The following is a 24,761-nucleotide window of genomic DNA, read 5'->3' as shown; positions in this document are numbered from 1 at the left end:
TGCAGGCTTCCGTAAGCCTAACGCTCGAAACGGCACGCAGCCGGAACCTCGCCTCCGCACCATTTTATTTATTTTCAAAACTCACCATTCAATTGATGCGCGAAACGGTTGGAAAATTATCATGTTTCGACGCATTGTTTTCTTTTGCATCCGCTTCTTTTCCGAACGACTTTGCCGAAAACAGCAGCACCGGCGTCAGCGTATAATCGGCGATAAGGGCAGCGGCGAGTCCGACGACGCTCAGCAATCCGATGCGGAACAGCATACTTATCGAACTGAACATATACATCGAAAACATCGCGCACAGGATAACCGTCGTCGCAATCATCGATCGACCGATTTTGACAAAAGAATCGACGACCGCTCTGTGATAATCGCCCGTCGCCTCGTATTCAAGTTTGACGTGATTCGTAAAGTGGATCGTATCGTCAACCGCGATGCCGAGTATCATCGGCATAATCGTCATCGTGAGCATATCGAGCGGATATCCGAAAAAGCCCATGAGTCCGCCGACGAGCAGTACCGGTGCGGCGTTCGGGATCATGGCGATAAATCCCGTATGTATGCTCGAAAACACGATTATCAAAAGGAGTAAAATTATTATAAACGAACCGCCGAGCGATTTCAATTCGCCGGTAACGAGCGTGTGATTCATCGTTGCAAAACCGACGATTTCGCCGATGCAGAAAACTTTCGCGCCGGGAAAATAACGAGAGCCGAGAGAACGCGCATCGACTATGTCCAAATCGATCGCGTTCGCATCGTATTCTTTCAATTCGACGTGTACGTATGCAGTGCTGCAGTCCTCGCTCATCCACACGGAAAGATTTTCACCGCCGGATAATTCGTACAGGAATAACAGCTGCGCTAAAAAATCCCGCTCTTTCGGAACCGTATAAAACGCAGGATCGTCGCCGTTCAGCGTGCGGTTCATCTCTTTTACGATATCGGTTACGGATGTGACGCGCGGCTTCGTACCCGATATTTTCGTCAGCCTGAGTTTGCCGAGAGCGGCTCCCAAATCGTCGAGTGCCTGCATATTTTCGGGCTCTTTAAATGCATCGGCTTCGGGAAGTTCGATCATCACTTCGTACGAATATTGGTTGCCTAGTTTCGAATTCATAATGGAAATCATGCGCTCGACATACGGGATTTTTTTGCCCATCATACCGACGTAGTCCATATTCACTTCAATGCGGAACATATAGAAAACGGATGCCGTCGCGATCGCACCTCCGACGATGAGGATCGGCAGGCGGTGTCGGAGCACTTGTTCGCCGAAGCGTCCGTATACGGCGTCGACTTTTTCGTGAAACGCTTTTATGCGCGCTTCCCGCCGGAGCGCTTTCGCTGAAGACGATTTTGCCGCCGCGGGGGAGTCCTTTCCGTAGCTGTACAAAACCGGAAGCAGCACGATGACGTACAGATAGATGATAAAGACGAGTGCGGAACAGGTACCGCCGAGCCAGCGCAGCGCACCGATGCCGGCGGTAAAAAACGAAATAAAGGATGCCATCGTCGTGATGACGGTAAATAAAATCGGCCAGCCGGTCGTTTTCACCGCGGCGATTGCAGCTGTTTTGCGGCTGCCGCACTTACGGAATTCGTAATTGAACCCGTTGATATAGTGAATCGCATAACCGACAGAAAGCGCCATACCGAGCAGTATCGGCAGCGTCAGAAGATTTTCTCCGGCAATGATGCCGAACCAGCCGGAAAAGCCGAACACCGTACCGATACCGCCGACGGTTGCAAAGATCGGAACGAGCACTCCCCGCACCGAACGGATAAACAAAATCAAACAGACGAGCATGACGATAAAGCCCGTGATGATACGCCATTTCATATCGTGCCTTACAGCGCGGCTTTCTTCCGTTTCGATGTAGCCGACGCCGCTGCCTTTGAACGTGTAAGCGTCGCTTTTAAATTCATCCGCCTCGACGATCGGGATCGCAGCGTCGCCGACTTTGTACATATCCGCATAATCGTCGTCGTAAGGCGTCAACGAAAGAACCACCCACGTCTCTTTTGCATCGTCGGACACGATATTGTTGACGAGCGATTCGCGGCTCATGATAAACGCTTTTTTTTCGGCGAGCTCCGCGCGTTCTTCCTCCGTCATCTGCGAGAGCCCTTTGCCGCCGCCGGGGATGCCGTCTTTAAACGGATTGCTGACTTCGATACCTTCTTCCGTGCCTTGCGAAACGGTCAAACGCATAAGCGACGTAACTTCATCCGCGAACGGTACTTCCGCTTCGAGGCGTTTGCCGAGCCGGTCGATCGCAGAAAGCACTTCAGGGTCGAACACGTCGTCGGCCTCGACGAGCACGGCGACGACGTCGGTGTTTCCGAACAATTCTTTAAATCTGTCATTTGCGGCTTTTTGCTCTTTGGAATTGGTAATCCACTGATCTTCGTCGTCTTCCGATTTAAACCTCGGCAAGCCGGCAAAGCCCGCAAGCGTGATAAGGGCGATTGCAATTAAAAATGCCGTCCGATGCTTTATTTGAAAACGTCCGATTTTTTCGAACCGCGTATTGATTTTGTTTACCGTCATACAGTCGTCCGTAAAAACATACGTGCTCAAAAGTTATATTATGCTAACTTATTATCGGATGTATGCTATGCGAAACTTGATTTTTTGTCAACACAGCGGAATAATAGGCGTAAGGAAATAATATGACGACCGTTTTTTGGGGGTTGATGATTCCGTTTATCGGAACGACGCTCGGCGCCGCATGCGTATTTTTTATGAAACGCGAAATGCACGACGGTGTGCGGCGCGCGCTTATGGGATTTGCCGCAGGCGTGATGATTGCGGCATCCGTATGGTCGCTCCTCATCCCGTCCATCGAGATGGCCGATGCGGCGAAACGTCTATCGTTTATACCGGCTCTCGTCGGCTTTTTATTCGGCATCGCCTTTCTCTTTTCGCTCGATAGAATAACACCGCACCTGCACATCGACGCATCCGCTCCCGAAGGACCGAAATCGCGCTTGAGCCGTACGCTCATGCTCGTGTTCGCCGTAACGCTGCACAATATTCCCGAAGGCATGGCCGTAGGTGTCGTATTTGCGGGCATGACGAGCGGTACCGCCAACGTCTCCGCCGCCGCGGCTTTTGCACTTTCGCTCGGCATAGCGATACAAAACTTTCCCGAAGGCGCGATCATTTCGATGCCGCTCAGGACGGAAGGCAACAGCAAAGCGAAATCGTTTTGGTACGGTATGCTCTCAGGCGCCGTCGAACCCGTCGCCGCCGTGATTACGATTTTATTAACCGAGATCGTCACAGCCTCTTTGCCGTATTTTCTTTCGTTCGCCGCCGGCGCGATGATTTACGTCGTCATCGAAGAGCTCATCCCCGAAGCGACGCGGGATGATAAAACCGACGTCTGCACGATCGGGTTTGCCGCCGGCTTCGCACTCATGATGGTGCTCGACGTCGCATTGAGCTGATATGGAAAATACCGCATGGACGCGTTGCAAGCGGACGCTGCTCGGATTTGGTTGATGAAGTCTGGTGTTGAAAAACGGCCGAGCCGTTTTTCTTTTATAGGAGACGCGCATAATTCCTCCGCATTGCTCGGAATTATGCGCTCTTGCATTTTCCAAGCCGCAGCGGTATTATGAATTAATTACAAAAATCACAGTTCGATCAAAATATCGGAATTGATTTCCGACAGGAGAATACGATGTCAGAAGGGATGAAAAAATTTTTACTCGGTGCGGTTGTCGGGGCGGCTGCGGTGTCGCTTATGAAAACGGATGCATTCCGCAAAAGCTGTTCCAAGCTGATAGCTGCTGGTTTACAGCTTAAAGAAGACGCCTCGGTGTTTTTCGAATCGGTAAAAGAAGATGCCGAAGATGCGGAAGCGGAGGCAAAACAAAAAAAGGCGAACGCGGCGAAAGCGTAACTGTCCCGTATGAAGTTTTATGTTAAGCATTCTCTCCCCGGACGCATGCGCGTGCGGTACGACAAATCCGAAGTAAGCGTGCGACAGGCTGTGCTTGCGCAAACTCTGCTTTCCGTTCAGGAAGGCATGGCTCAAGTAACGGTCAATCACATCGTCGGCTCTTTTCTTATTCGTTACGACGAAACAAAACAATCCGAAAAAAATATCAAAGCGCTGTTTAGAGCTCTTTCCGACAAATATCTCAACGATGCGGATATGCTGGCATCCGTTACGCTCCCGCCGAAGCGGGCAAGCCTTCCGGAATCGCTCATTTCGATGGCAGTATGGCATTATGCAAAGCGGCTTTTGCCTCCGCCGCTCGGATCGATCTTACAGCTGGCTTCGATCGCGCCTCGGGTTTTAAAAGGTGTCGAACGGATTTTTTCCGGACGAGTGTTCTGTGCCGACGTTCTCGATGCGACGGCCATTACCGCTGCCGCGGCGACGGGTGATATGTCAACCGCATCGAATATTAATTTTTTACTCGATATCGGCGAAACGATCGAAGAATACACGAAAAAGAAATCGTATGAAGATTTGGCGTCGACACTGTTTTCCGAAAACGATCAAGCACAGCTCGTCGAAGGGGAAACCGAACGAAAGGTTCCGTTGTATACGCTGAAAAAAGGTGATATCGTCGCGGTGCGCACGGGTTCGCTCATTCCGGCGGACGGCGAAGTCGTCAAAGGTGAAGCGCTTGTCAATCAGGCGTCGATCACCGGAGAACCGCTCGCCGTCGAAAAGCGAAAGGGGCACAGCGTGTTTGCCGGAACGATCGTGCAGGAAGGAGAGCTGTTCGTGCTCGTACGCGCGACGGGCAGCCAGACGAAAGTGCAGAATATCCTCGCGATGATCGATTCGTCGCAGCAGCTGAAAGTTTCGTCGCAAGTCCGGTCGGAAAAACTTGCGGATCAGCTCGTCAAATACAATTTTTTGCTTTCACTTTTGACGTTTATTTTTACGGGAAATATAACAAAAGTCTTATCGACGCTTATGGTCGATTATTCGTGCGCTATGAAGCTCGCAGCTCCGCTTGCGGTTTTGAGCGCGATGAAAGAAGCGGCCGAGCACGGCATTCTCGTCAAGGGCGGAAAATTTCTTGAAGATGCTTCACGAGCCGATACCGTCGTATTCGATAAAACCGGCACGCTTACGGCAGCGGAACCGAAGCTTTCGCGCATCATCGTATTCGCCAAAAAAAGCGAAGATGATATGCTCGCGACGGCCGCCTGTTTGGAAGAGCATTTTACCCATCCCGTCGCCCGCGCGATCGTACAAGCCGCCGAAGATAAAGGGCTCAAGCATCCCGAACGCCATGCAAAAGTCGAATACATCGTCGCGCACGGCATCGTAACGACGCTGAACGGCAAACGCCTTTCGATCGGCAGCCGGCATTTTATCTTTGACGATGAAAAAATAATTCCTCCGGAAAATCTCGATACAGTCGCCGAGGATGCACTCGATCGCGGCGAATCGCTTTTGTATCTTGCAGAAGAAAAACGGCTGCTCGCCGCTTTTGCGATTACCGATCCCGTGAGAGCCGATGCGAAAGAGATCGTCCGTCACCTGCACGGTACGGGCATTGTCAATTGTACGATGATAACGGGTGACGACGCGGGTGCGGCAAAGACTGCGGCGGGACTTGCGGGCATCGACCGCTATATCGCACACGCACTGCCGGAAGACAAAGTCGCCTACATCGAAAAACAAAAACAGGAAGGACACACCGTCATCATGATCGGTGACGGCATAAACGATGCACCTGCGCTCGCCGCAGCAAATACCGGAGTCGCTATGGGCGACTGTGCGGAAATCACCGGAGAGACGGCGGACATCGTACTGCCGTCGGGCGACGGGCTTGCCGCATTGTTGAAAACGCGGGTTATGGGTCAACGTTTGATGAAAAAGATCGACGACAACAATAAAAATATAATAATTATTAATTCCGCTCTTATCGCTGCGGGTTTGTTCGGATTTATTTCGCCGTCGCTTGCCGCCGTTCTGCACAATTCATCGACGATCGCATTTGCCGTGCGGGCAATGCAGCCGTTATTGAAAAAAGAATGATGCAAATCAATTATTTTCCGGGGAGACTGCGTTTGCGCGATCCAGCACTCCGCGATGAAGCGATACGGACGGCCGCCCTTGCCGTATTACACTCGATTTGCCCCGCAGCCGATCCGAAGTACAACGAAAAAACGGGAAGCGTGCTTATCACCTACGATCCTGACAGCGTGCCGCTCGAGCGGTTTAAGATATTGGTTCCCGATTTACAAAAACTTCGGCAAAAGATCGCCGTCTATTCGGAAAAAAATCGAGATGATATTCTTTCGGATATTGCGCGGATCCGCTCGATTATCGATTCATGGGGCGGTTGAACACATCATCTTGTCCGTCGTATATTTTTGTACGGAACGAGCGCTGCGGAATGCGCGATATTTTTTATATTTAAAAACTTGAAAAATTCAATTTTCCGATAGGGCTTATATCGGGAGGATTGCATGCGAAGAAAAGACAGAGAAGTGACCGATATCCGGCAAATCGAAAACATCATCGAAAAAGCGAAAGTCGTGCATGTCGGCATGATCGACGACGGCGTGCCCTACGTCGTACCGATGCAGTACGGTTATGTTTTTACCGACGGGGCGTTGACGCTCTATCTGCACAGCGCAAAAGAGGGGCGTAAAATCGATTGCATTAAAAAAAATCAGAACGTGTGTATCGAACTCGAAACGGACATTGCGCCGATTTCAGGCGGCGACATTCCGTGCAAATACAGTTCCGCGTATGCGAGCGTTATGGGTGACGGTACGGCCGAAATCGTCGAAGACCCGAAGGAAAAGGTGTTCGGTTTGGAGTCGATTATGAAAACGCAAACCGGCAAAGCTTTTACCGTATCGGAAGAGATGGCGGCGGCGGTGAGCGTCATAAAGATTTCCGTTCCCCGCGTAACGGCGAAGAGCCGGCCGAGCCAAGCGCCGAAAGACGTACGTCAGGAAAACCGTGCGATAAAAAGCGGCGATGTGGAAAGCGCTGTACCCGAAAACAGGGTATCCGAACGCGCTGCATCGGAAATCGAAAAGCCGGAAACGGAACGGCAAAACGGCAAAAAATCCGATCCGAAGCAAACGACGTATCTATTGGTTTTCAATCAAAACGGAAATGAAACGCCGGTGGCGTTGTTTGAAAACATCGACGAAGCGAGAAAAAATCTTCGATCCGTTCCCGGTTATGCGATGAGCGAAGAACGGGACGGCGATTTTTGCGACGTGCGCGAAACGTTGAGTCCCGGAAAACTGCCCGATTATACCGAAATCGAATATAACGGAAACCGTATACCGCTCAGCCGCTTTATGTTTCCGGATCCCGACGATGTGGAAATCATCTGGCGGGAAATTCCGAATATGGAAAAAGCAAATCGGGGACTTGCGGCAGGATATACGCGCGTGGACGCATACGTTATCGACAATGCGGAAGTGAAAGCGTATATCGAAAAGCGGGAGCGCACATACGAACGCGCAAAAATTTTGCTTGAACGGCAAGGCTGCGAAGTTGACAGGTCGTTTTTCGGTTCCGAAGACGGAGAGGCGATCGTGTATAAAAAAAGGGGAGAAAGCGATTGGCATTTTTTAATGCACATGGATCCCTCTTTCGTCGACGGCGCCCCCGACGGTGAAAAAGATTTCGAACGCTGGCTGGAAGAGGATATGCAATAATTTTTGCATATCAAAACTTCCCGCTTAAAAATTACTGTATAATAATTATTTTCTATAATAAAACGGCGGCGATGCAAAGCACATATACCGCCGTTGCCGAAAGCCGAATCATCTATTGTTTCACATCGTAAAACCGTATTTTTGATATACAAAACCCTCGATTTTTATTTTCGTTGACAGCTGAAAATTCACCTTCTATCATAAAATCAAAAGGTCGAATGTCGAGTTTGAAAAATATCAGCGGATAAAGCTGTGTTTACGGCGAGAACCCGTCTGCTTAGCCGCGGTCGAGCTTTTTAAGACAGGCTTCCGTAAGCCTAACGCTCGAAACGGCACGCAGCCGGAACCTTGCCGTAAACATAAATTTATTTGCTTTTCATACTCGCCATTCAGTTAATACGCGAAACGGATGGAAAATTTCGAGTTTTAGAAAACTCGAAATTGAGCATAAAATTTTTTACAGGAGGTTGCTATGTTACGAATACGGACTGCGAGCAGCAATAATGCCGATGCGGCACTGGCGGGAAAGGAATGCGCACGGAAAGTAAAAGACGCGCTGCACGATCTGAAACTTGTATTTGTATACAGCGGCGTTTCGTATGACCAGCAGGCGTTATTGAAAGCGATCGGCGAAGAACTTCCGGGAGTGCCGTTGATCGGAAACACGTCGTTTTCCGGCGTCGTTACGCAAGACGGGTTTGTTACCGGCGAAAAAGGCTTTGTCGGAATCATGGCGCTGTCGGATACCGATTTGACGGTCGGAACGGCGGGCTTGGCAAAGAGCGGAAGTGCGCGGGAAACGGGACGGAAATTGGCGGAAAAGGCGCTCGCCGCTGCCGGTAAAAAGGAAGCGCCCGCCTATATGTATATGGTCGCGCCTCCCGGCGAAGAAGAATACTATTTGAAAGGTGTTTCCGACGTTGTGGGAAGAGTACCGCTTTTCGGCGGCAGTGCGGCGGACAATACGCTCGCAGGCGAATGGAAGCTGTTTGCCGACAAAACGATAACCGGCGACGGTGCAGCCCTTGCTTTTTTCTATACGAAAGCCGCCTTTGCGAACAAATATACCGGCGGCTACAGTGAAACCGGTAAATACGGTGTTATCACCAAAATCGCAAAAGAGCGTACCCTCGTGGAAATCAACGGGAAACCGGCACTTGAACAGTACCGCGAATGGACGGGTGCGAGCACAAAAGATACGGAAGGCGGCAATCTGCTCGTGCGTTCCATTACGAATCCGCTCGGAGTAAAAGATCCCTTGGGCGATTTGATCGCGGTGCGTCACCCGATGAACGGCAATGCCGACGGTTCAATCGCAGTAGGAAACAATCTTGCGGTCGGAACGGCGATAGCCCTCCTCGAAAGCGATACGGACGGTTTAATAAAAGCCGTGAGTACGGCTCTTGCCGACTTAAAAGCGAAAATGAAAGGGCCGATAGCCGGTTTCCATTTGGTTCACTGCGGCGGCAGGCGGATCGGAATCGGAGAGCGGATAAACGAATTGACCGCAGCGATTAAAAAAGAGGCGGGAACGATTCCGTTTATCGTCGAATTTACGTTCGGCGAATACGGTTACGAAGACGACGGTCGCAATACCTGCGGCGGTCTTATGCTGTCCTTTACGGCGTTCGGTGAAAAATGAATTAACGAGAGGTAACAATTATGAAGATGATTATCAACGGAAAAAAAACGGACAGCGCGAGCGGTCAAACCTTTGACGTAATCGCGCCTGCGACCGGCAAAGTGATCGACAGTGTCCCGCGCGCAAACGAAAAAGATTTGGATGCGGCGATTGCGGCGGCCGTACGCGGACAAAAAGAATGGGCGAAAGTGCCTGTTTTTAAACGCGCCGAAGTGTTGTATAAGTTCTTGAGCTTGGTGCAAAAATCGCACGAAGATTTGGCTCGGCTTTTGTCGAGCGAAAACGGCAAACCAATAACCGAAGCGCGTGCCGAAATCGGAAACGTTACGATCGGCTTCAGCGGATTTATCGAGCGGGCAAAACACTTTTACGGCACGATTATTCCGCAGGGAACGGAAGCGGGACAGCAGACAACGATGCAGCTGGTGCTCAGAGAACCGGTCGGTGTCGTCGTGTGTATCATTCCGTTCAATTTTCCGTGCGATCTGTTCGACCAAAAAGTCGCTCCGGCTTTGATGATGGGCAACTCCGCGCTCGTCCTGCCTTCATCCGACAATCCGTTGACATTGATGCGGCTGACGGAACTGCTCGTTGAAGCGGGCGTACCCGACGGTGCGATCCAGTGCGTTACGGCTCCCGGCTCCGTCAAAAGTTACGCCGTTTCCGACAAGCGGGTCGGCTTGGTTACGCTGACGGGAAGCACCGAAGTCGGAATCGATTCGGCGATAAAGGCGGCCGCAAACCTTACGCACACGGCACTTGAATTGGGCGGAAACGACGCGTTCATCGTGCTGGACGACGGAGACGTCGATTTGGCGGTCGAAGAGCTCGTGTGGGGGCGCATGTACAATACCGGACAGGTATGCTGCGCAAGCAAGCGCTTTATCATTCACAATTCGCTGAAAGACGAATTCGCGAAAAAAACCGTTGCAAGAATAAAGCAGCTGAAATTCGGCGATCCTGCCGACGAAGATACGAAGATCGCCTGCCTTATCAGCGAAAAAGCGGCGATACAGGTTGAAAAGCAAGTGCAAAAAACCGTCGAACAGGGCGGCAAAATCGTTTTGGGCGGAAAACGCAACGGCGCTTTTTACGAACCGACGGTCATCACGGATGTTCCGAAAACGGCCGATGTCGCAAAAGACATGGAAATATTCGGTCCCGTCGTACCGATTATCGGATTCGACACCGACGAAGAAGCGATCGAAATCGCGAACAATTCCGTGTTCGGCTTATCGAGCTGTGTATTTTCACGCGATCAAAAACGTGCGTTTAAAATCGCGAACGCGATGGAAGCGGGCGAAGCGGTTATCAACGGAGCGAGTTTTTATCGCTCGTTTGAGATGCCCTTCGGCGGGTGGAAGCACAGCGGCATCGGCACTGAAGGCGTCATGTCCACGTTCAACGAAATGACGAAGATAAAAACCGTCGTGCTGAAAAATATTATTGAAGCGTAAAATAAAACAGCTTATAAAAATTCCGAAAGGCGCTTTCGGGTAAAATCCGCGGGCGCTTTTTTTATGAACGCCGTAAAACACGCTGCCGGATAAAGATTCGCTTTGTGTACCTTTTCTTATGAGCGCCGCAAAACGCGCTTGGGGTAATTTTTTGTTGCGTCTTTTTTAACGCACGCGGATATTTTTTGTTACGGTATTTTTAAAAGCGCGAGGGTATTGTTTTAAAGGGCGATAAAATTTACAAGTTCCCTTTCGCTTTTAAAACAATTCCGACGATACGCTGTGTGCCGTTAAGTTCAAAGCATGAGCCGCATTCGGCACACTTTTAAACAATCTGTTGCATAATACTTCTATTAAAAACGACACGGGAATTTTACTTCCGATTTCGGCGTCGAGGACTTGGGAGCGCAGTTTAAGGCAAAAAGTCAGATCCGCGGCGGCTCCCAGCGGAGAACGTTCGTAATTGGTAACGGCGATAACGGCAGCTTTCGTTTTTTTTCCCTGCCGGACGGCGTTTAAAATTCCCTTTGTACTTCCCGAAAAAGAAACCGCAATTAAAACGTCACCCGCATTCAGCGTTGAAGCGCGAATCGCCTGCAAATGAGAATCTCCTTCAACCGCGACGTCAAAGCCGATCCGCATAAGCCGATAACATAAGTCCCACGCTTGAGCATAAGAGCCGCCGCTTCCGATGACAAGTATTTTTTTTGCAGGAACCAAAATCTTTACCGCCCGCTCGAAAACGGCCGGCTCTATTGCCTCGTTTACCGTCCGGATATCTTTGCAAACGGAGGCAAGAAAACTGTCTTCGTCCGGCGGCGTGTCGCTTTCTTTTTGCGACGGCTCGAGAGCAAGCTTTATTTTAAAGTCCTGAAATCCCTTGCATTTAAGCTTTTGGCAAAATCGGATTATCGTTCCGTAACCGACGCCGCTTTCTTCGGTTGCCATCGTTATCGATTTATAAATGAGCTCGTTTTCCCGCAAAACATATTCTGCAAATTTCCGTTCGGTTTCGCTGAAAACGGGAAGCATTGAGCGGATATCGTTCAAAATCGAAGTTTCTTGCATCTTTGTTTATCTTTTATTCGGTGACGGTGATTTTTCCGCCGTAATTGAAAATCCCCGCTTCCAATCCGCGCGCGGCGGCGAGGAAGTGAATGATCCTGGGATGAATGCCCGAAACGGCTAAAGGAAACAAAGTTTCGTCGCCGGAAAACACCGAGCCGATTTTCAACACTTTGATCGATTTATGCGATACGGACGGAGTGTCGTCGGTTATAACCAAAACTTTCGCACCGTGTTCAGCCGAATCCGAAGCAAGCTTCCATGAAAAAGCGCTTGTTTTTCCTTTGGCGCAATAAATCACGATCGAAAATAATTTTCCGACGGATTCGAACGGCCCGTGACGAAATGCGCCGCCCGTAAAGGGCGAACTTAAACAGTGAGTGCCTTCCATAAAAGTGAGCGCCGATTGCCTTGCGCAGGTGTACGCGGGACCGCGCCCCACAAAGGCGATCGCATCTCCCGGAAGCAGATGATGAACGGCTTCCTGAATTTCTTCATCCGAAACGGAAAGCAATGAATCGGCGCCTTTATCGAGCGTGTCGAAAAAGCTTGCTGACGGCACTTGTTTTTTTGCGAGGGTTTCGCCCATAAAATTCAATACGGCAAGCGTGTTCGTATATGTTTTTGCCGAAATGCTCGCCTCTTCTCCTCCGAACAATGGAAAAACGAGTCGGGCACTTTTACCCAAAATGCTTTCGGTATCGTTTGTGATTCCTACCATAGACGAACCGATGCGTCCCGCTTCGATCAATTTTCGGATTTCAACGCTTTCACCCGATTGGCTGGTTAAAATCGACAGCGTTTTTTCGTTTTGTTTTTGTACTCCGTAATACAAATATTCGCCGGCATCGCGGACGGAAATCGGAAGCCCGTTCTGTTCGAATTTCGGCAGCGCGCTGTAAATTGAAAATTCGGAAGTACCCATTCCGAGAAAACTCAATGCCGAATGTTCGCTTACAAGCTTTTGCCAATCCGTAAGCTTTTTAAGTCCTTCCGCTCGATAATAATCGACGACGCGGTGAAGCGCTTCGGGTATTTGTACAATTTCATCATAAAATTTGCTCATATAATCCACCTCAAATAGTATCTGCCGCCGAACGAATTATCCCGCAGCAGGTTTAATATTGTATCAGCGATGCGGCGCCTAAAATGGGCGCCGTATCTCCCGCCTTTGTTTTATATATTTGAATTCCTTTTAAAGCGGAAAAGTTGGAAAACTCCGGTGCAAAAAACGCGTAGTCCGATGAAACCGAACCGCCGAAAACTATCGCATGCGGATCGAACATATTGACGGCCTGACACAAAAACGCACCGAGGCGACGGCCGTATACTGCAAAACACTGCAAGGCGGCAGGATCGTTTTGCACCGCTTTTTCGTGTATTTGCGCCCCGGAAATTTCCGTACCTGAAAATTTTTTATACAAACTTCCCAAAAAACGACCTCCCAGACAGCGGTCGACGATTTGATCTTTTTCTACGCTCGCATCGCTTTCATCGCCGGCTATAGATATCGGCGAGCGCCAAATTTCGCCCGCTTGTCCGCGTGCGCCTTTAAAAAGCTTTCCGTTTATGATAATCCCCATCCCGATGCTCGTTCCGAGTGTAAAGCCGAGCAGGGTCTTTTTTACCCCATCGTCAAACAGCGCGTATTCTCCCAAAACGAAACACGACGCGTCGTTTTCCAAGACGACCGTTCTGCCTAAACGCTGCGAAAGTTCTTTTGCCAAAGGGTAATTCGGCATGGTCGGCAGATTTTCGCAAGTATCAAGACAGCCGTTTGTAATCGATGTAGGAACACCCATCCCGACCGGAAGCCCTTTTTTTCCCGTTTCTTTTTCGGCCGTTTGAATCAAAGATATAATATCGTTTACTATATCCGCGGGAGGGCGGTCGCGCTGTGTGGCACAGCGGAAAATCCTGCTTTTAACGGCCGAACCTTCAACAAGAGCGCAGCGCATTTGCGTTCCGCCGAGGTCGAAACCCCAAGCGACGTTATTTTTCATTTTTATCACAAAATGGATTATATATCCGAAAAAATATTTTGTAAAGGATTATATATCCAAAATTCGATAAATTATGGATATTTTATACTTGACAGCTCAAAAAAGACGGATATAATATCCTTATAAAGATTAAAAACCCCAGTTATAAGGAGGTAACCGGTATGAAAAAATTCCCGATGATTATCGGATGCGCTTGTATCGTTGCGCATATTTTCGCTGTCGGCAGTACGGACGGCGGAAACGGAGCTGCTTCGGACAAAGTACAAATCCGCTTTCTCGCCATGGCACAAGCCGCTTATTCCGAACAAAACGTCAACGATATGACCGCCGACTTTATGAAAAAGCATCCGAATATCGTTGTACAAACCGAATTCGTACCCTACGAAGAGCTTCGGAATAAAACGATATTGGCATACGGGTCAAACAATCCTTACGATGCTGTATTGGTTGACGATATTTGGTATGCCGAATATGCCCAAAAAGGTATCATTTCCGATATTACCGCACAAGTGCCGGAGTCCTACAAAAAAGGCGTCCTTGCCGGCGGTTGGAATTTTACTACAAAAAAAGGCAAAATTGTCGGACTGCCGTGGTTTTTGGACTGCATGTATCTTTTTTATAATAAAAATATGCTCGCCCGTGCCGGCTATACAAAAGGACCCGCAACGATCGAAGAAATGGTTGAAATGGCAAAAGCAATCAAAGCAAAAGGTATTTGCGAATATCCTTTCGCATTCAGCCTTGCGCAAGCCGAAGCTTTAATTTGCGTATATTCCAACTTTTTGGAAGCGTACGGAGCGGAATACCAGGATAAAAACGGCAATTGGATTGTCGATAAAACCGGGGTCAAAGCGCTGGAACTGCTTGTACAGTTAAAAAAAGACAAACTCTTAAATCCCAATTCTACGGAATATCTCGAAGAAGACGTTCGCAGAGTTTTTTCCAGCGGCGACTGCGCTTTTACGATGAACTGGCTTTATATGTACGCATTGGCTTCCGATCCTGCCGAAAGCAAATTGACAAAAGCTCAAGTCGGTATTTCCGTCCTCCCCGGCATAAAAGGAGGCAAAAAATACGCGGCAATGAGCGGGTCTATGGGTCTGTCGGTCGTTTCAAAAACAAAACATCCTAAAGAAGCGCTGGAATATATTCTGTATCTGTGCAGCAAAGAGGTTCAGGATAAATATTCGAATCTTCAGCTTCCGGTATGGACGGCGTCGTATGACGATCCGGCCATCATCTCCGGTAAAGAAGAGCTGGCTGCGACCGCAAAAATCGCATTTAATATTATGAATGCACGCCCCAGCGTTGCAAGCTATCAGGAAGCCAGCGCCGTTTTGCAGCAGTATATACAAAAAGCGCTGTACGGAGAACTCAGTCCGCAGGAAGCGCTGCGCAAAGCCGTCGCTGAAATGAGCAGAATGTAAGTATGAAAAACCGGAAGCTCATACGACAGACCGATATTTTGCTCACGCCGATGCTCATCCTGATGATTTTAATCATCGGCTGGCCGCTCGTTCAAACTTTCATCATAAGTTTTACCGATACCAATCTTTTAGGAAATGAGGGGCATGCGGTCGGTTTAAAAAATTTTATAAACGGATTGCGCAATATCGATTTTCTTGCATCGTTGAAAGTTTCCGGCATTTTTGCGTTAGTGAACGTCACTTTGGAAATTCTTCTCGGTACGGCGGTCGCTTTATTGTTGAATCAGCCGCTCAAGGGTGTAAAATGGGTCAGAGGCCTTTTGATTCTCCCTTGGGCGGTACCGACCGTCGTAAATGCAATCATGTGGCGTCTCATTTACAACCCCGAATACGGCGCGATGAATTCGCTGCTGTATCAGCTTAAAATAATAAAAAATTATACCAGCTGGCTCGGCGATGCAAATAAAGCGTTGTTTTGCATTATGTTTGCGGATCTTTGGAAAAATTTTTCATTGGTATCGCTGATCGTACTTGCCGCTCTGCAAACCCTATCAAAAGATCAAATAGAAGCGGCCGTTATAGACGGAACGAATGCATGGCAGCGCTTTACCGCAGTTACTTTGCCGCATATCATCCCGTCAATTCAAGTCGCGCTGGTATTGCGCATAATCGAAGCGATTAAAGTATTCGATATTATTTATGTTATGACAAAAGGCGGACCTGCAAACAAAACGAGATCCGCAAGTATTTTCATATATCAGGAAGCATTTACCGATTCCCGGCTCGGTTCGGGAGCGGCGCTTGCCATAATTATGGTATGCCTGATTATGATTTTTATCTTCGCGTATTTGCGGATTTTGCTTCCGAAAAAATATACGAAAAACACAGCGCGGGGCGATGTATGAAACAAAAACGCATAATTATTGTTTTGGAATATGCGGCAATAATCGCATTGGTCGTGTATATCATAGCTCCGTTCCTCTGGCTCGTTATTATGTCGATAAGCACGGCTGCGGATTTGACGGAAAAACCGCTGAAATGGATACCCGCAAAACCGACATTCGATTCGTTTAAGAGTCTTCTTGTTTTAACAAAAAACAGCCGAGGCGAAGCGTTTTTATTCGCATTGCGGAACAGTTTACGCACTTCAATTCTTACGGTTTCCATTTCCCTTACAGCGACCGTTCCCGCAGCGTGGGTTTTTTCGCGTTATCCCGGAAAAAAGGATTTTATTCTTCGCTGCGCCGTTTTCACATTTATGCTGCCGCCCGTCGCATACGCTCTTCCTCTCTACCGCTTTTTAAGCAACGGCGGCATGCTCGATAAATTCTGGGCATTGTCTCTCGTATATTGCACGATCGTTTTGCCGTTTTGCGTATGGCTGCTTAAAGACGCCGTCGATACCATTCCCTTTGCGCTTGAAGAGGCGGCTATTTTGGACGGTGCGGGGATCTTTTCTCGTATATTCAAAGTTGTAATGCCGCTTTTACTGCCGTCGATCGGAACGGTCGCTCTGTTGGCGTTAATTATGGCATGGGACGAATATTTTTATGCCATGCTGTTTACAAACAGTAAAAATGCGCTTACCTTGCCCGTAGTCATATCGAATCTTGCGAGCGGCAGACAGTCCAATTACAATTTAATTGCAGCGGCGGGCGTTTTAACATCTTTGCCGCCGGTGCTCGTCGGCATGATTTTCCAAAAATCGCTTATCAAAGGACTCGCGGTCGGCGGAGTAAAAGAATAAACGATAAATCGCTTGTCCGGAAACAATAAAAAAAGGCGCTTTCGGGTAAAATCCGCGGGCGCTTTTTTTATGAATGCCGTCTTACGGCACGTAGCCCATATTTTGAGAAATCTCCGCGGCGGTTTGTTTCAGGTATTCGACTATTTCGGGAATCCGCTCGTCAGTGAGTATACTCGTGCTGCCGCTTGCGCTTATTGCCGCGATTATATCGCCCCGATAATCGTATACCGGCGCGCCGATACAGCGGTGTCCGATTTCGAATTCTTCGTTGTCGATCGCCCAGCCCCGCTGCCTGACCGAATCGATTTCTTTTTGCAGCGCTTCAATCGTCGTAATCGTATTCGGAGTAAAACGCGTGAATTCGGTTCTTCCCATAATCGATCGGAGCTGCGTATTGGAAAAATTTGCCAAAAGGCACTTGCCGAGCGAAGAACAGTATGCATGCATACGCAGTCCGATTTGCGAATACAATTTGATATTCGAAAATATATCCATCTTTTCGATATAAACTACTTTATCGCCTTCCAAAATGCCCAAATGCGACGTAAGCCCGAACTTTGCCGTAATCTGTGCGATGTACGGACGCACTTCCGTTTGCAGCTCCAAACTGTCGATGTAGTAGCTCACCGCTTCGATAAGCTTCAATCCGATTTTATATGTACCGTCTTCATTCTTTTTTAAATAACCGCGCTTGAGCAGCGTCGCAATAATGCGGTACGCCGTACTTTTATGCAGACCTGTTTTTTCGGCGATTTTCGTCAGCACGGCGGAATTTTTATTTGCCGCTACCGCTTCGATGATATCCAATGCCCGTTCAATAGACTGAACGCCGTAATCATTCGCCATCGCGCACCCCCTTTAAATGTACGGTAAAGTATCCGTATTGTTCAAGTACTTTCACGACGTTCTCACGACGCTTGCCCCAAATTTTACATTGCGATATACTGAATTCGAAATGGACGTTAAAATTATTAATCCGTTTTTAGTTTCATGCGAAAATGCATTCAAAAACATGTTCGATATGCCGCCGCAGCATAAAGATCCGTATCTGCTCGACCCGAATGCCGGCCATGCGTGGGAGATTTCGGGGTTGCTCGGTATTACGGGCGACTACAACGGTGTCGTTGCCTTTCGACTGCATAAAATCCTCGCGGATAAAATGCTGGAACGCTCGGGTATAGAGATCGTTATGGAATCGGAGCGGGAAGAACTTGCAAAACAGCTCGTAAGCGAGTTTACGAATATCATCGCGGGAAATGCGGCTTCGGAAATTAAAAACAAAGATATAAAAGTATCACCCCCTGTTGTCGTTGCAGGAAAAGATCATACGCTTTCGTGGCCGAAAACTTACCCGATCGTGGGTATTCCGTTTACGACGCAGTACGGACCTTTTGAAGTTGACGTGTGTTTTAAATAGGTCGAATGTCGAGTTTCAAAAGTATTTCTAAATAAAAGTATGCTTTCGGCGAGAACCCGTCCGCTTAGCCGCGGTCGAGCTTTTAAAGCAGGCTTCCGTAAGCTTAACGCTCGAAACGGCACGCAGCCGGAACCTCGCCTCCGCATCATTTTATTTACTTTCGAATCTCGCCATTCAATTGGCGAACGAAACGGATGGAAAATTTCGAGTTTTAAAAAACTCGAAATTAAACCTATTGATCAGGTTTTTATAAGTACGCAAATAATTAGGAGCATATATGGACGAAAAATTTATTAACGATTACAAAAAATTTTTAGACGGCGGAAAAACCGAACGCGAGTGTACCGCACGGATCATCGAAGCGGCGGAAAAACGCGGTTATAAAGATATCGCGGCATATAAAACGCTGAAAGCCGGCGATAAAGTGTATGTGCAAAAAATGCACAAAACCGTCGCACTGTTTGAAATCGGTACGGGCAGTCTCGAAGACGGCATGAATATCCTCGGCGCGCACATCGATTCGCCGCGCCTGGACGTAAAGCAAAATCCCGTTTATGAAAAAGACTGTATCGTGTATTTGAATACGCACTATTACGGCGGTATTAAAAAATATCAGTGGGTAACGCTGCCGCTTGCGATTCACGGCGTTGTGTGCAAAACCGACGGCAGCGTCATCAATGTGACGATCGGCGAAGCTGCGGGCGATCCGGTGTTTTGCGTATCGGACATTTTGCCGCACCTCGCACAGGAGCAGATGAAAGAAAAAGCGTCGGATTTTATTCCCGGCGAAAACCTCGACCTCATTTTGAGTTCCGGCATTCCGCAAAAAAAAGACAAACAAAAAGAACAAAGCGATGAAAAATCTTCGAAGAATAAAGAGAAATATAAAAAAGCCGTTTTAAAATTATTAAAATCGAAATACAATATCGATGAAGGAGACTTCGCATCCGCCGAACTTGAAATCGTTCCGGCAGGCTTATCGCGCGACTGCGGCATCGATCGATCGCTCATCCTCGCATACGGGCAGGACGACCGCGCATGCGCATTTACGTCGGTGCAGGCGCTCTTCGACAGCTCGGCTAAAGCGCGCACGAACTGCTGCCTCTGCGTCGACAAAGAAGAGATCGGAAGCGTAGGAGCTACGGGCATGGGTTCGCACTTGCTCGAAAATGCGGTCGCCGAAATCATTTCGCGCATGAGCGGCGGCTACAGCGATTTGACGCTCAGGCGCTGCCTTGCAAATTCCGCGATGCTTTCAAGCGACGTCAACGCGGCATTCGATCCGATGAACGGCAACCTCTACGATAAAGACAATTCATCGTTTCTCGGCGGCGGAATCGTCTTTAACAAATATACTGGAAGCCGAGGCAAATATTCCGCGAGCGATGCGAACCCCGAATTCATCGCAAAAGTCCGCGCGCTCATGGAAAAAAACGACATCCCGTTTCAAATGGCCGAACTCGGAAAAGTCGATCAGGGCGGCGGCGGTACGATCGCCTATCTTGCGGCAAAGTACGGCATGGACGTACTCGACGCGGGCGTTTCGGTTTTAAGTATGCACGCGCCGTGGGAATTGACGAACAAAGAAGACATCTGCACGGCGTATAATTGTTATAAAATATTTTTATCGCTCGAAAAATAAGGCGCTTTTGAAAAAGCTAAGCGGATTTTTAGAATAGCAAAATACAAACTGCTTTAAAAATCCGCCTTTCAATCGATACCGTTACACGGAGGCATAGTATGTGGCTGCCCTTTGCCGTCTGTTCCGCAGTGTTCGCCGCGCTCACTTCGATCTTCGCAAAAATCGGAATCGAAGGAGTCAATTCGAATCTGGCAACTGCGATCCGAACTTTTGTCGTACTCGCGATGGCGTGGCTTATGGTTTTCGTCACACACGAGCAAAGCGGCATCGCAGCGATTTCAAAAAAGAGCTGGATTTTTTTAATTCTGTCGGGACTCGCTACCGGCGCATCGTGGCTTTGCTACTACCGCGCGCTGCAGACGGGAGACGCATCGAAGGTCGTTCCCGTCGACAAGATGAGCGTCGTGATCACGCTCGTCCTTGCGTTTATTTTTCTGCACGAAAAATTTTCGGTAAAATCGATCGTCGGTGCGCTCCTCCTTACGGCGGGTACGCTCGTCATGGTGTTGTAAAAACGGCGGATGCGTGAGGGAGCGACCTCGACGATGGTCGTCGGCGCATGATCGACAACGTTTCAATTCACGCTCCCGTGAGGGAACGTTCAGCATAATTTAATAAGCAAGATTCCAGCCGAATTCGAATGCAAAATAATTTTGCTTTTTGGTTTCACGAATGACATAACGCAAACCCGCGCGCACGGTCGATGTCAAAAGCGGCGTCGCTGCGGCACCGAAGTTCGGTGTAAAGGTCAGCGATGCGGATAGGGTAACCGAATCGCAATAGCGCATTTCGCCCGAAAAAAGATTCCGTACAAGATGCGGCGCATCAAAAAAATCCCACGATGTGCCGCCCGTATAATCGAAACGGCCGGTATACGATGCACGCAGCGCCCAGCGGTTTACGTAGAAAAGCGGAATCGCTTTTTGCACTTCGCCCGCAAACAAAATAATTTCGGCGGTATTTTTTATAAAGGTCGATCTGCTCGGAAAAAATCGGGTGCCGAGCGTGAGCGGAAAATTATACGTATAATCATAACGGCATACATACGGCAAAATACGCGGCAGGCAGACAGCCGCATTGACCGAAAGATTTTGATATATATTGTTTTGCGAAAAAGGCGTTCCCCATGCAGCTTCATATTTGATTATATACGATGCGTTTGCGGCAAAGCCCGCTCTCTCGTATACGCCCGCGCCGGTTTTATAAATATTCGAATAGCCGACGGATAATTTATTAACCGCGATAAAGATCGGTAAAGCATCGTCATCTTCAAGGATGCCGAAAAGCGATGTGAAACCTTTCGGAAATTCCGTGCGGCTTTGCCTGCCGGCAAAAACATGTACATCGTCCCCGAACGTAAGGCGCGATATCCTGCCGACGGGAATCGCCGACGAAAGATTCACCGTGTGAGCCGTCTGCTTAAAGCCGCGACGGTCGAATTCGATTTGGTTGCTGAGCGAATATTTGAAAAGCGGAGTCGCCGTTCCGCTTTGGAAGCGCGTTTCGATCGCTCCGCTGTTTGAAAGAATACTGTAACCTCCGCTCGCGATTGCGATTTTCGACGACCACGGATTATTGGACGCGTAAGTAAAACCCAGCGGTAAAAGCATGCTTGTCACATCGCCGAGCGCATTATGTCCGTATGTCGATGCGATGCCGACCGGCAAAAAGATGCCGCGTTTATAATAATCGAACGGATTGTATTTTTTCGATCGGGCAAAAATCATTTGCACGTCTCGATTGTCGTCCGTCTGCTCTCCGCTTTGCACATTGTCGGCAGCTTCCGTCGATCGCGCTTTGTTTGCAGCTTCTGTTGCTTGCACGTCCTGTGCGTGCGGAGCGGCTTTGTCCGTATCGGAGTTTTCAAGCCTTTCGCGTTTTGCGCCGAGCGCGATTTCCCGCATCGGTATACTGTCGCTTTCCGCAGTCAAAAGGCGATTGTCGCGAAAAAAATGCCCCGTATATGCGATACTGCCGTTTTGCAGCATGACGGGATCGTATACGCCGCCCGACACATCGTCCGTCTGTAAAAGCATCGAAGCAAAATCCTCTCGGTCGTCATCGGATTTTTTAATTATTAATTTTCCGAAGCGCGGCATCGTATCTTCGGCCGCCCACGAAAACGTAAATACTTTTTCAGCATACGAACTTCGGGCGTTCCAATCGGTATCGGCACCGCTCACGGAGCGATCTGCAGTATCCGCCGTACCAGTGTCCGCAGCATCTGCAAGCGAAACATCACCGATAACCATGCGATCGTACGGCGCATCGTATACCTTTTCCGAACCGTCCGTAATCGAATACAGTCGAATCGACCATTTCATACCGCTTTTGCATATGTATACGATTTCGCCGCCGCCTGCGTCCTTCGGCGTAAATGCGACGTCTCCTCGATCGAGGGGACGGGATGCGATGAATGACGCGCCGTGTACTTTGCCGTCCGCGCTTTTGTCAAGTTTGTAGACAGTGAGCGTGCTTTGCTGCGACTTCGTTTTTACCGCCGCGAGATAATACTCTCCGTTCCATGAGATGACGGCCGCATCGCGCAGTCCCGTTTCTCTTATCGTATAGCGCGAGCGGCTTTTCATGTTAAAGATATGCACTTCGCTTTTCGGAACGGCATGCCTTTCGCTCATCACGCTGAAGGCCGCATATTCGCCGTCAGTCGAAAGAGATGTGTGCCGCAGATTTTTGACGGTACATATTTTTTTTGCGCGATCGCAGCATCTTCGTTCGGCATCCCATTTTGAAAAATAAAAACTTCCGGCTGCGTCGTCGACAAAGCCGAAGCCTGAGCTGCACGAAACGAGCGACGCATATCGTGAGGCGCGCGCGTTTTCTTTCGAGCGTTTATCGGTGCCGGAAAAATAATCCTTGCATGCGCCTTTGACGAGCGGGTCGGGATACTGCGCGGCGGAAGCGGGCACGGCGACCGAATCGTAAAAAAGACGCCACGCTTCTTTGACGGAAATTCCGTACACCGATTTGAATGCGGCGGATGCGTGTACCGTTTGAAAGTTGACACACTTATATAAAAAGCGCGCATAGTTTTTCATACCGTACGTTTTTTGAATCCAGTTTTCAAACGCCGCACCGAAATGATAATTCGTATCGTACGGATAGATATCGCGCGAACCGTAGATATCGGCATGCGACGGAAAAGCACCTTCGATTTTTGCCTGCCGTACCGTTTGCGCGCTGTACGGATCGTTCAACCGTCCTTCGCCGCCGGCACTTTCCGATGCGACGGCAACGCCTTCGGTCCGTGACCGCGTGATAAACAAATACGCGGGATTTACGACGTCGCCGAAGACCGCGCCGACTCCGCGCCAAAACGCATTTTTCATATTGTATGAAACGGCGTGCGTGAGCTCGTGTCGGAACGTCGACAAAAAATCGTCCGATGCGACGGCGATCTTTTTCGTCACCGGCGTATCGTACATGACGATCGTGTCGTAACACGCAGGCGAATAGTACGCGTTGAATTCGTCCTGTGCAGGCGTTATGACGACGGGAAAGCGCTTCCATTGCTCGGTTTCAAGATACGCGCATACGTCTTCGTATATCGCATCCGCATGACGCGCAAGATGTTCGGCGCTTCGGGCGGAATCCGGAGCATAGATGATATCGAACCACTGCGTCTTTACGACGCGGATATCTTTTTCGCCCCACATGACACCGTCGGCGGCACTGAGCGAAAGCGATATAAAAATCGAGACGATAAAAAAATTAATTATTATTTTTTTCATATACTGCACCGCCCGTGCCGCCCTTTTGCGAAGCGGCAAAATCGCGCGGCAAAGCCGGCTTACCGCGCATTCCTCTTTCCTTCCGCCATACCGGAAGCTCAGGTATTTCATCGCCGCGACGGACATATTCGAGCCAAGCTTCGGGTTCGGGAACTTCGAAGCGTACGGTTTTGTGCGTTGCGGGATGGACGAATTCGATAGTACGCGCGTGAAGCGCAAGGCGGCAAAACGGATCGGTACGAGCGCGGTGCGTTTCATCTCCCGCAATCGGACAGCCTTTCGACGCGAGGTGCGCGCGTATTTGATTTTTTTTGCCGGTATCGAGGTCGAGCTCGAAAAGCGTATGCGTCCGCCCCCGCTCTACGATGCGATAGCGTGTACGCGCTTCGACCGTTTTAAACTTCGCCTTTCCGCCGGAAAAATCGAGATGTTTCACGTAAGTCGTTTTATTTTTATCGAATCGTTTTATCCGGTACGCTTTATCGGAAGGCTTATCGTCCGCTTTCGGAACGAAGCCGATATTGTACGCGTTGTACGCAAGAGGCGCGTCGATGACGCCGGAATCGGGAAGCGCAGGCCCTTTCGGATTTTCGGCAACGGCACGATATATCCGCTTACTGACGACTTTTTGCCAAGAACGCATAAGCGAGCGCTGTACCTGCTCGCTCAGCGCAAAGAGCATAACGCCGGACGTGTCGCGGTCGAGGCGGTGTACGACGAAGGGACGATGCCGCTGCGAATACGTGCCTTTGCTCCTCATGATGCGGCAGAGCACGTCGAGCGCCGTCCGCGCTTTGCTGCCCGGATACGGAACGGAAAGCATGCCCGACGGTTTATGTATGACAACGATATACGCATCTTCATAGAGGATATCGATTCGCTCGCGTCCGAAATCGATTTTATGTTCGCGCTTGTATTGCGTGCTCGGCTTTTCCATAAT

The 24,761-nt window shown here is 49.2% G+C and carries 20 protein-coding genes; 13 read left to right on the top strand and 7 right to left on the bottom strand.

The genetic code is table 11. The features are described 5' to 3' along the window. Window positions 1-88: 88 nt before the first annotated feature. On the bottom strand, window positions 89-2,557 hold the full coding sequence (locus HRI97_RS00430; protein ID WP_253725953.1) for an efflux RND transporter permease subunit: 2,469 nt from the start codon (window positions 2,555-2,557) through the stop codon (window positions 89-91). A gap of 122 nt (window positions 2,558-2,679) precedes the next feature. Here HRI97_RS00430 and HRI97_RS00425 point away from each other — a divergent pair, with 122 nt between their 5' ends. From HRI97_RS00425 to HRI97_RS00395, 7 genes are all read left to right on the top strand, one after another. After that, window positions 2,680-3,459 carry a ZIP family metal transporter gene (locus tag HRI97_RS00425; protein WP_253725952.1) on the top strand — a complete coding sequence of 260 codons (780 nt, stop codon included), beginning with the start codon at window positions 2,680-2,682 and terminating at the stop codon, window positions 3,457-3,459. Between the two features lie 236 nt (window positions 3,460-3,695). Further along, entirely contained in the window at window positions 3,696-3,917 is a 222-nt protein-coding gene (locus HRI97_RS00420; protein ID WP_252722170.1) for a hypothetical protein, read from the top strand. A 9-nt stretch (window positions 3,918-3,926) separates the two neighbouring features. Beyond that, entirely contained in the window at window positions 3,927-6,023 is a 2,097-nt protein-coding gene (locus HRI97_RS00415) for a heavy metal translocating P-type ATPase (protein ID WP_253725951.1), read from the top strand. Window positions 6,024-6,055: 32 nt separating this feature from the next. Next, on the top strand, window positions 6,056-6,334 hold the full coding sequence (locus tag HRI97_RS00410; protein WP_253725949.1) for a hypothetical protein: 279 nt from the start codon (window positions 6,056-6,058) through the stop codon (window positions 6,332-6,334). 123 nt (window positions 6,335-6,457) lie between these two features. Next, on the top strand, window positions 6,458-7,672 hold the full coding sequence (locus HRI97_RS00405) for a pyridoxamine 5'-phosphate oxidase family protein (protein ID WP_253725948.1): 1,215 nt from the start codon (window positions 6,458-6,460) through the stop codon (window positions 7,670-7,672). Window positions 7,673-8,144: 472 nt separating this feature from the next. Beyond that, window positions 8,145-9,314 carry an FIST signal transduction protein gene (locus HRI97_RS00400; protein ID WP_253725947.1) on the top strand — a complete coding sequence of 390 codons (1,170 nt, stop codon included), beginning with the start codon at window positions 8,145-8,147 and terminating at the stop codon, window positions 9,312-9,314. Window positions 9,315-9,334: 20 nt separating this feature from the next. Further along, complete coding sequence (locus HRI97_RS00395; RefSeq protein WP_016521298.1) at window positions 9,335-10,771, top strand: aldehyde dehydrogenase family protein; 1,437 nt, start codon at window positions 9,335-9,337, stop codon at window positions 10,769-10,771. A 258-nt stretch (window positions 10,772-11,029) separates the two neighbouring features. On the opposite strand, the gene HRI97_RS00390 is transcribed toward HRI97_RS00395, so the two are convergent. Genes HRI97_RS00390 through HRI97_RS00380 form a run of 3 tightly spaced genes read right to left on the bottom strand, consistent with a single transcriptional unit; the run spans window position 11,030 to window position 13,839 of the window. Then, window positions 11,030-11,821, bottom strand: coding sequence for a MurR/RpiR family transcriptional regulator (locus tag HRI97_RS00390; RefSeq protein WP_253725945.1), 792 nt, complete (start codon window positions 11,819-11,821; stop codon window positions 11,030-11,032). 31 nt (window positions 11,822-11,852) lie between these two features. Then, window positions 11,853-12,902 carry an SIS domain-containing protein gene (locus tag HRI97_RS00385; protein ID WP_180487487.1) on the bottom strand — a complete coding sequence of 350 codons (1,050 nt, stop codon included), beginning with the start codon at window positions 12,900-12,902 and terminating at the stop codon, window positions 11,853-11,855. 52 nt (window positions 12,903-12,954) lie between these two features. Next, entirely contained in the window at window positions 12,955-13,839 is an 885-nt protein-coding gene (locus tag HRI97_RS00380) for an ROK family protein (protein WP_253727333.1), read from the bottom strand. A gap of 161 nt (window positions 13,840-14,000) precedes the next feature. Between HRI97_RS00380 and HRI97_RS00375 the strand changes: the two genes are divergently transcribed. The 3 genes from HRI97_RS00375 to HRI97_RS00365 are packed head-to-tail and all read left to right on the top strand — an operon-like array spanning window position 14,001 to window position 17,013. Next, a complete protein-coding gene (locus tag HRI97_RS00375; RefSeq protein ID WP_253725944.1) occupies window positions 14,001-15,266 on the top strand; it encodes an ABC transporter substrate-binding protein in 1,266 nt (421 codons plus the stop codon). A gap of 2 nt (window positions 15,267-15,268) precedes the next feature. Next, complete coding sequence (locus HRI97_RS00370) at window positions 15,269-16,171, top strand: carbohydrate ABC transporter permease (protein ID WP_180487484.1); 903 nt, start codon at window positions 15,269-15,271, stop codon at window positions 16,169-16,171. Further along, the gene (locus HRI97_RS00365) at window positions 16,168-17,013 is read left to right on the top strand and encodes a carbohydrate ABC transporter permease (protein WP_180487483.1); all 846 of its coding nucleotides are present in this window, start codon (window positions 16,168-16,170) and stop codon (window positions 17,011-17,013) included. Before HRI97_RS00370 ends, HRI97_RS00365 begins: the two co-directional genes overlap by 4 nt. A gap of 81 nt (window positions 17,014-17,094) precedes the next feature. Here the strand turns inward: HRI97_RS00365 and HRI97_RS00360 are convergent, their stop codons facing one another. Continuing rightward, a complete protein-coding gene (locus HRI97_RS00360) occupies window positions 17,095-17,859 on the bottom strand; it encodes an IclR family transcriptional regulator (protein WP_253725943.1) in 765 nt (254 codons plus the stop codon). Between the two features lie 109 nt (window positions 17,860-17,968). Here HRI97_RS00360 and HRI97_RS00355 point away from each other — a divergent pair, with 109 nt between their 5' ends. From HRI97_RS00355 to HRI97_RS00345, 3 genes are all read left to right on the top strand, one after another. Next, a complete protein-coding gene (locus HRI97_RS00355; RefSeq protein ID WP_253725942.1) occupies window positions 17,969-18,430 on the top strand; it encodes a chemotaxis protein CheX in 462 nt (153 codons plus the stop codon). Between the two features lie 277 nt (window positions 18,431-18,707). Then, window positions 18,708-20,072, top strand: coding sequence for an aminopeptidase (locus tag HRI97_RS00350; protein WP_253725941.1), 1,365 nt, complete (start codon window positions 18,708-18,710; stop codon window positions 20,070-20,072). 98 nt (window positions 20,073-20,170) lie between these two features. Beyond that, window positions 20,171-20,584 (top strand): EamA family transporter, encoded by a 414-nt coding sequence (locus HRI97_RS00345; protein ID WP_253725940.1) that lies wholly within the window; start codon window positions 20,171-20,173, stop codon window positions 20,582-20,584. Window positions 20,585-20,683: 99 nt separating this feature from the next. Here HRI97_RS00345 and HRI97_RS00340 read toward each other — a convergent pair whose 3' ends face one another. Next, window positions 20,684-23,821 carry a hypothetical protein gene (locus HRI97_RS00340; protein ID WP_253725939.1) on the bottom strand — a complete coding sequence of 1,046 codons (3,138 nt, stop codon included), beginning with the start codon at window positions 23,819-23,821 and terminating at the stop codon, window positions 20,684-20,686. After that, window positions 23,802-24,758: an RluA family pseudouridine synthase gene (locus HRI97_RS00335; RefSeq protein ID WP_253725938.1), complete on the bottom strand. Its 957-nt coding sequence runs from the start codon at window positions 24,756-24,758 to the stop codon at window positions 23,802-23,804. Before HRI97_RS00335 ends, HRI97_RS00340 begins: the two co-directional genes overlap by 20 nt. Window positions 24,759-24,761 lie beyond the last annotated feature (3 nt).

It is taken from the genome of Treponema socranskii subsp. buccale, assembly GCF_024181585.1.
Taxonomy (GTDB): domain Bacteria; phylum Spirochaetota; class Spirochaetia; order Treponematales; family Treponemataceae; genus Treponema_D; species Treponema_D buccale.
The sequence above is the reverse complement of the archived record's forward strand: the minus strand, read 5'-3'. Positions and strand labels throughout refer to the sequence as shown.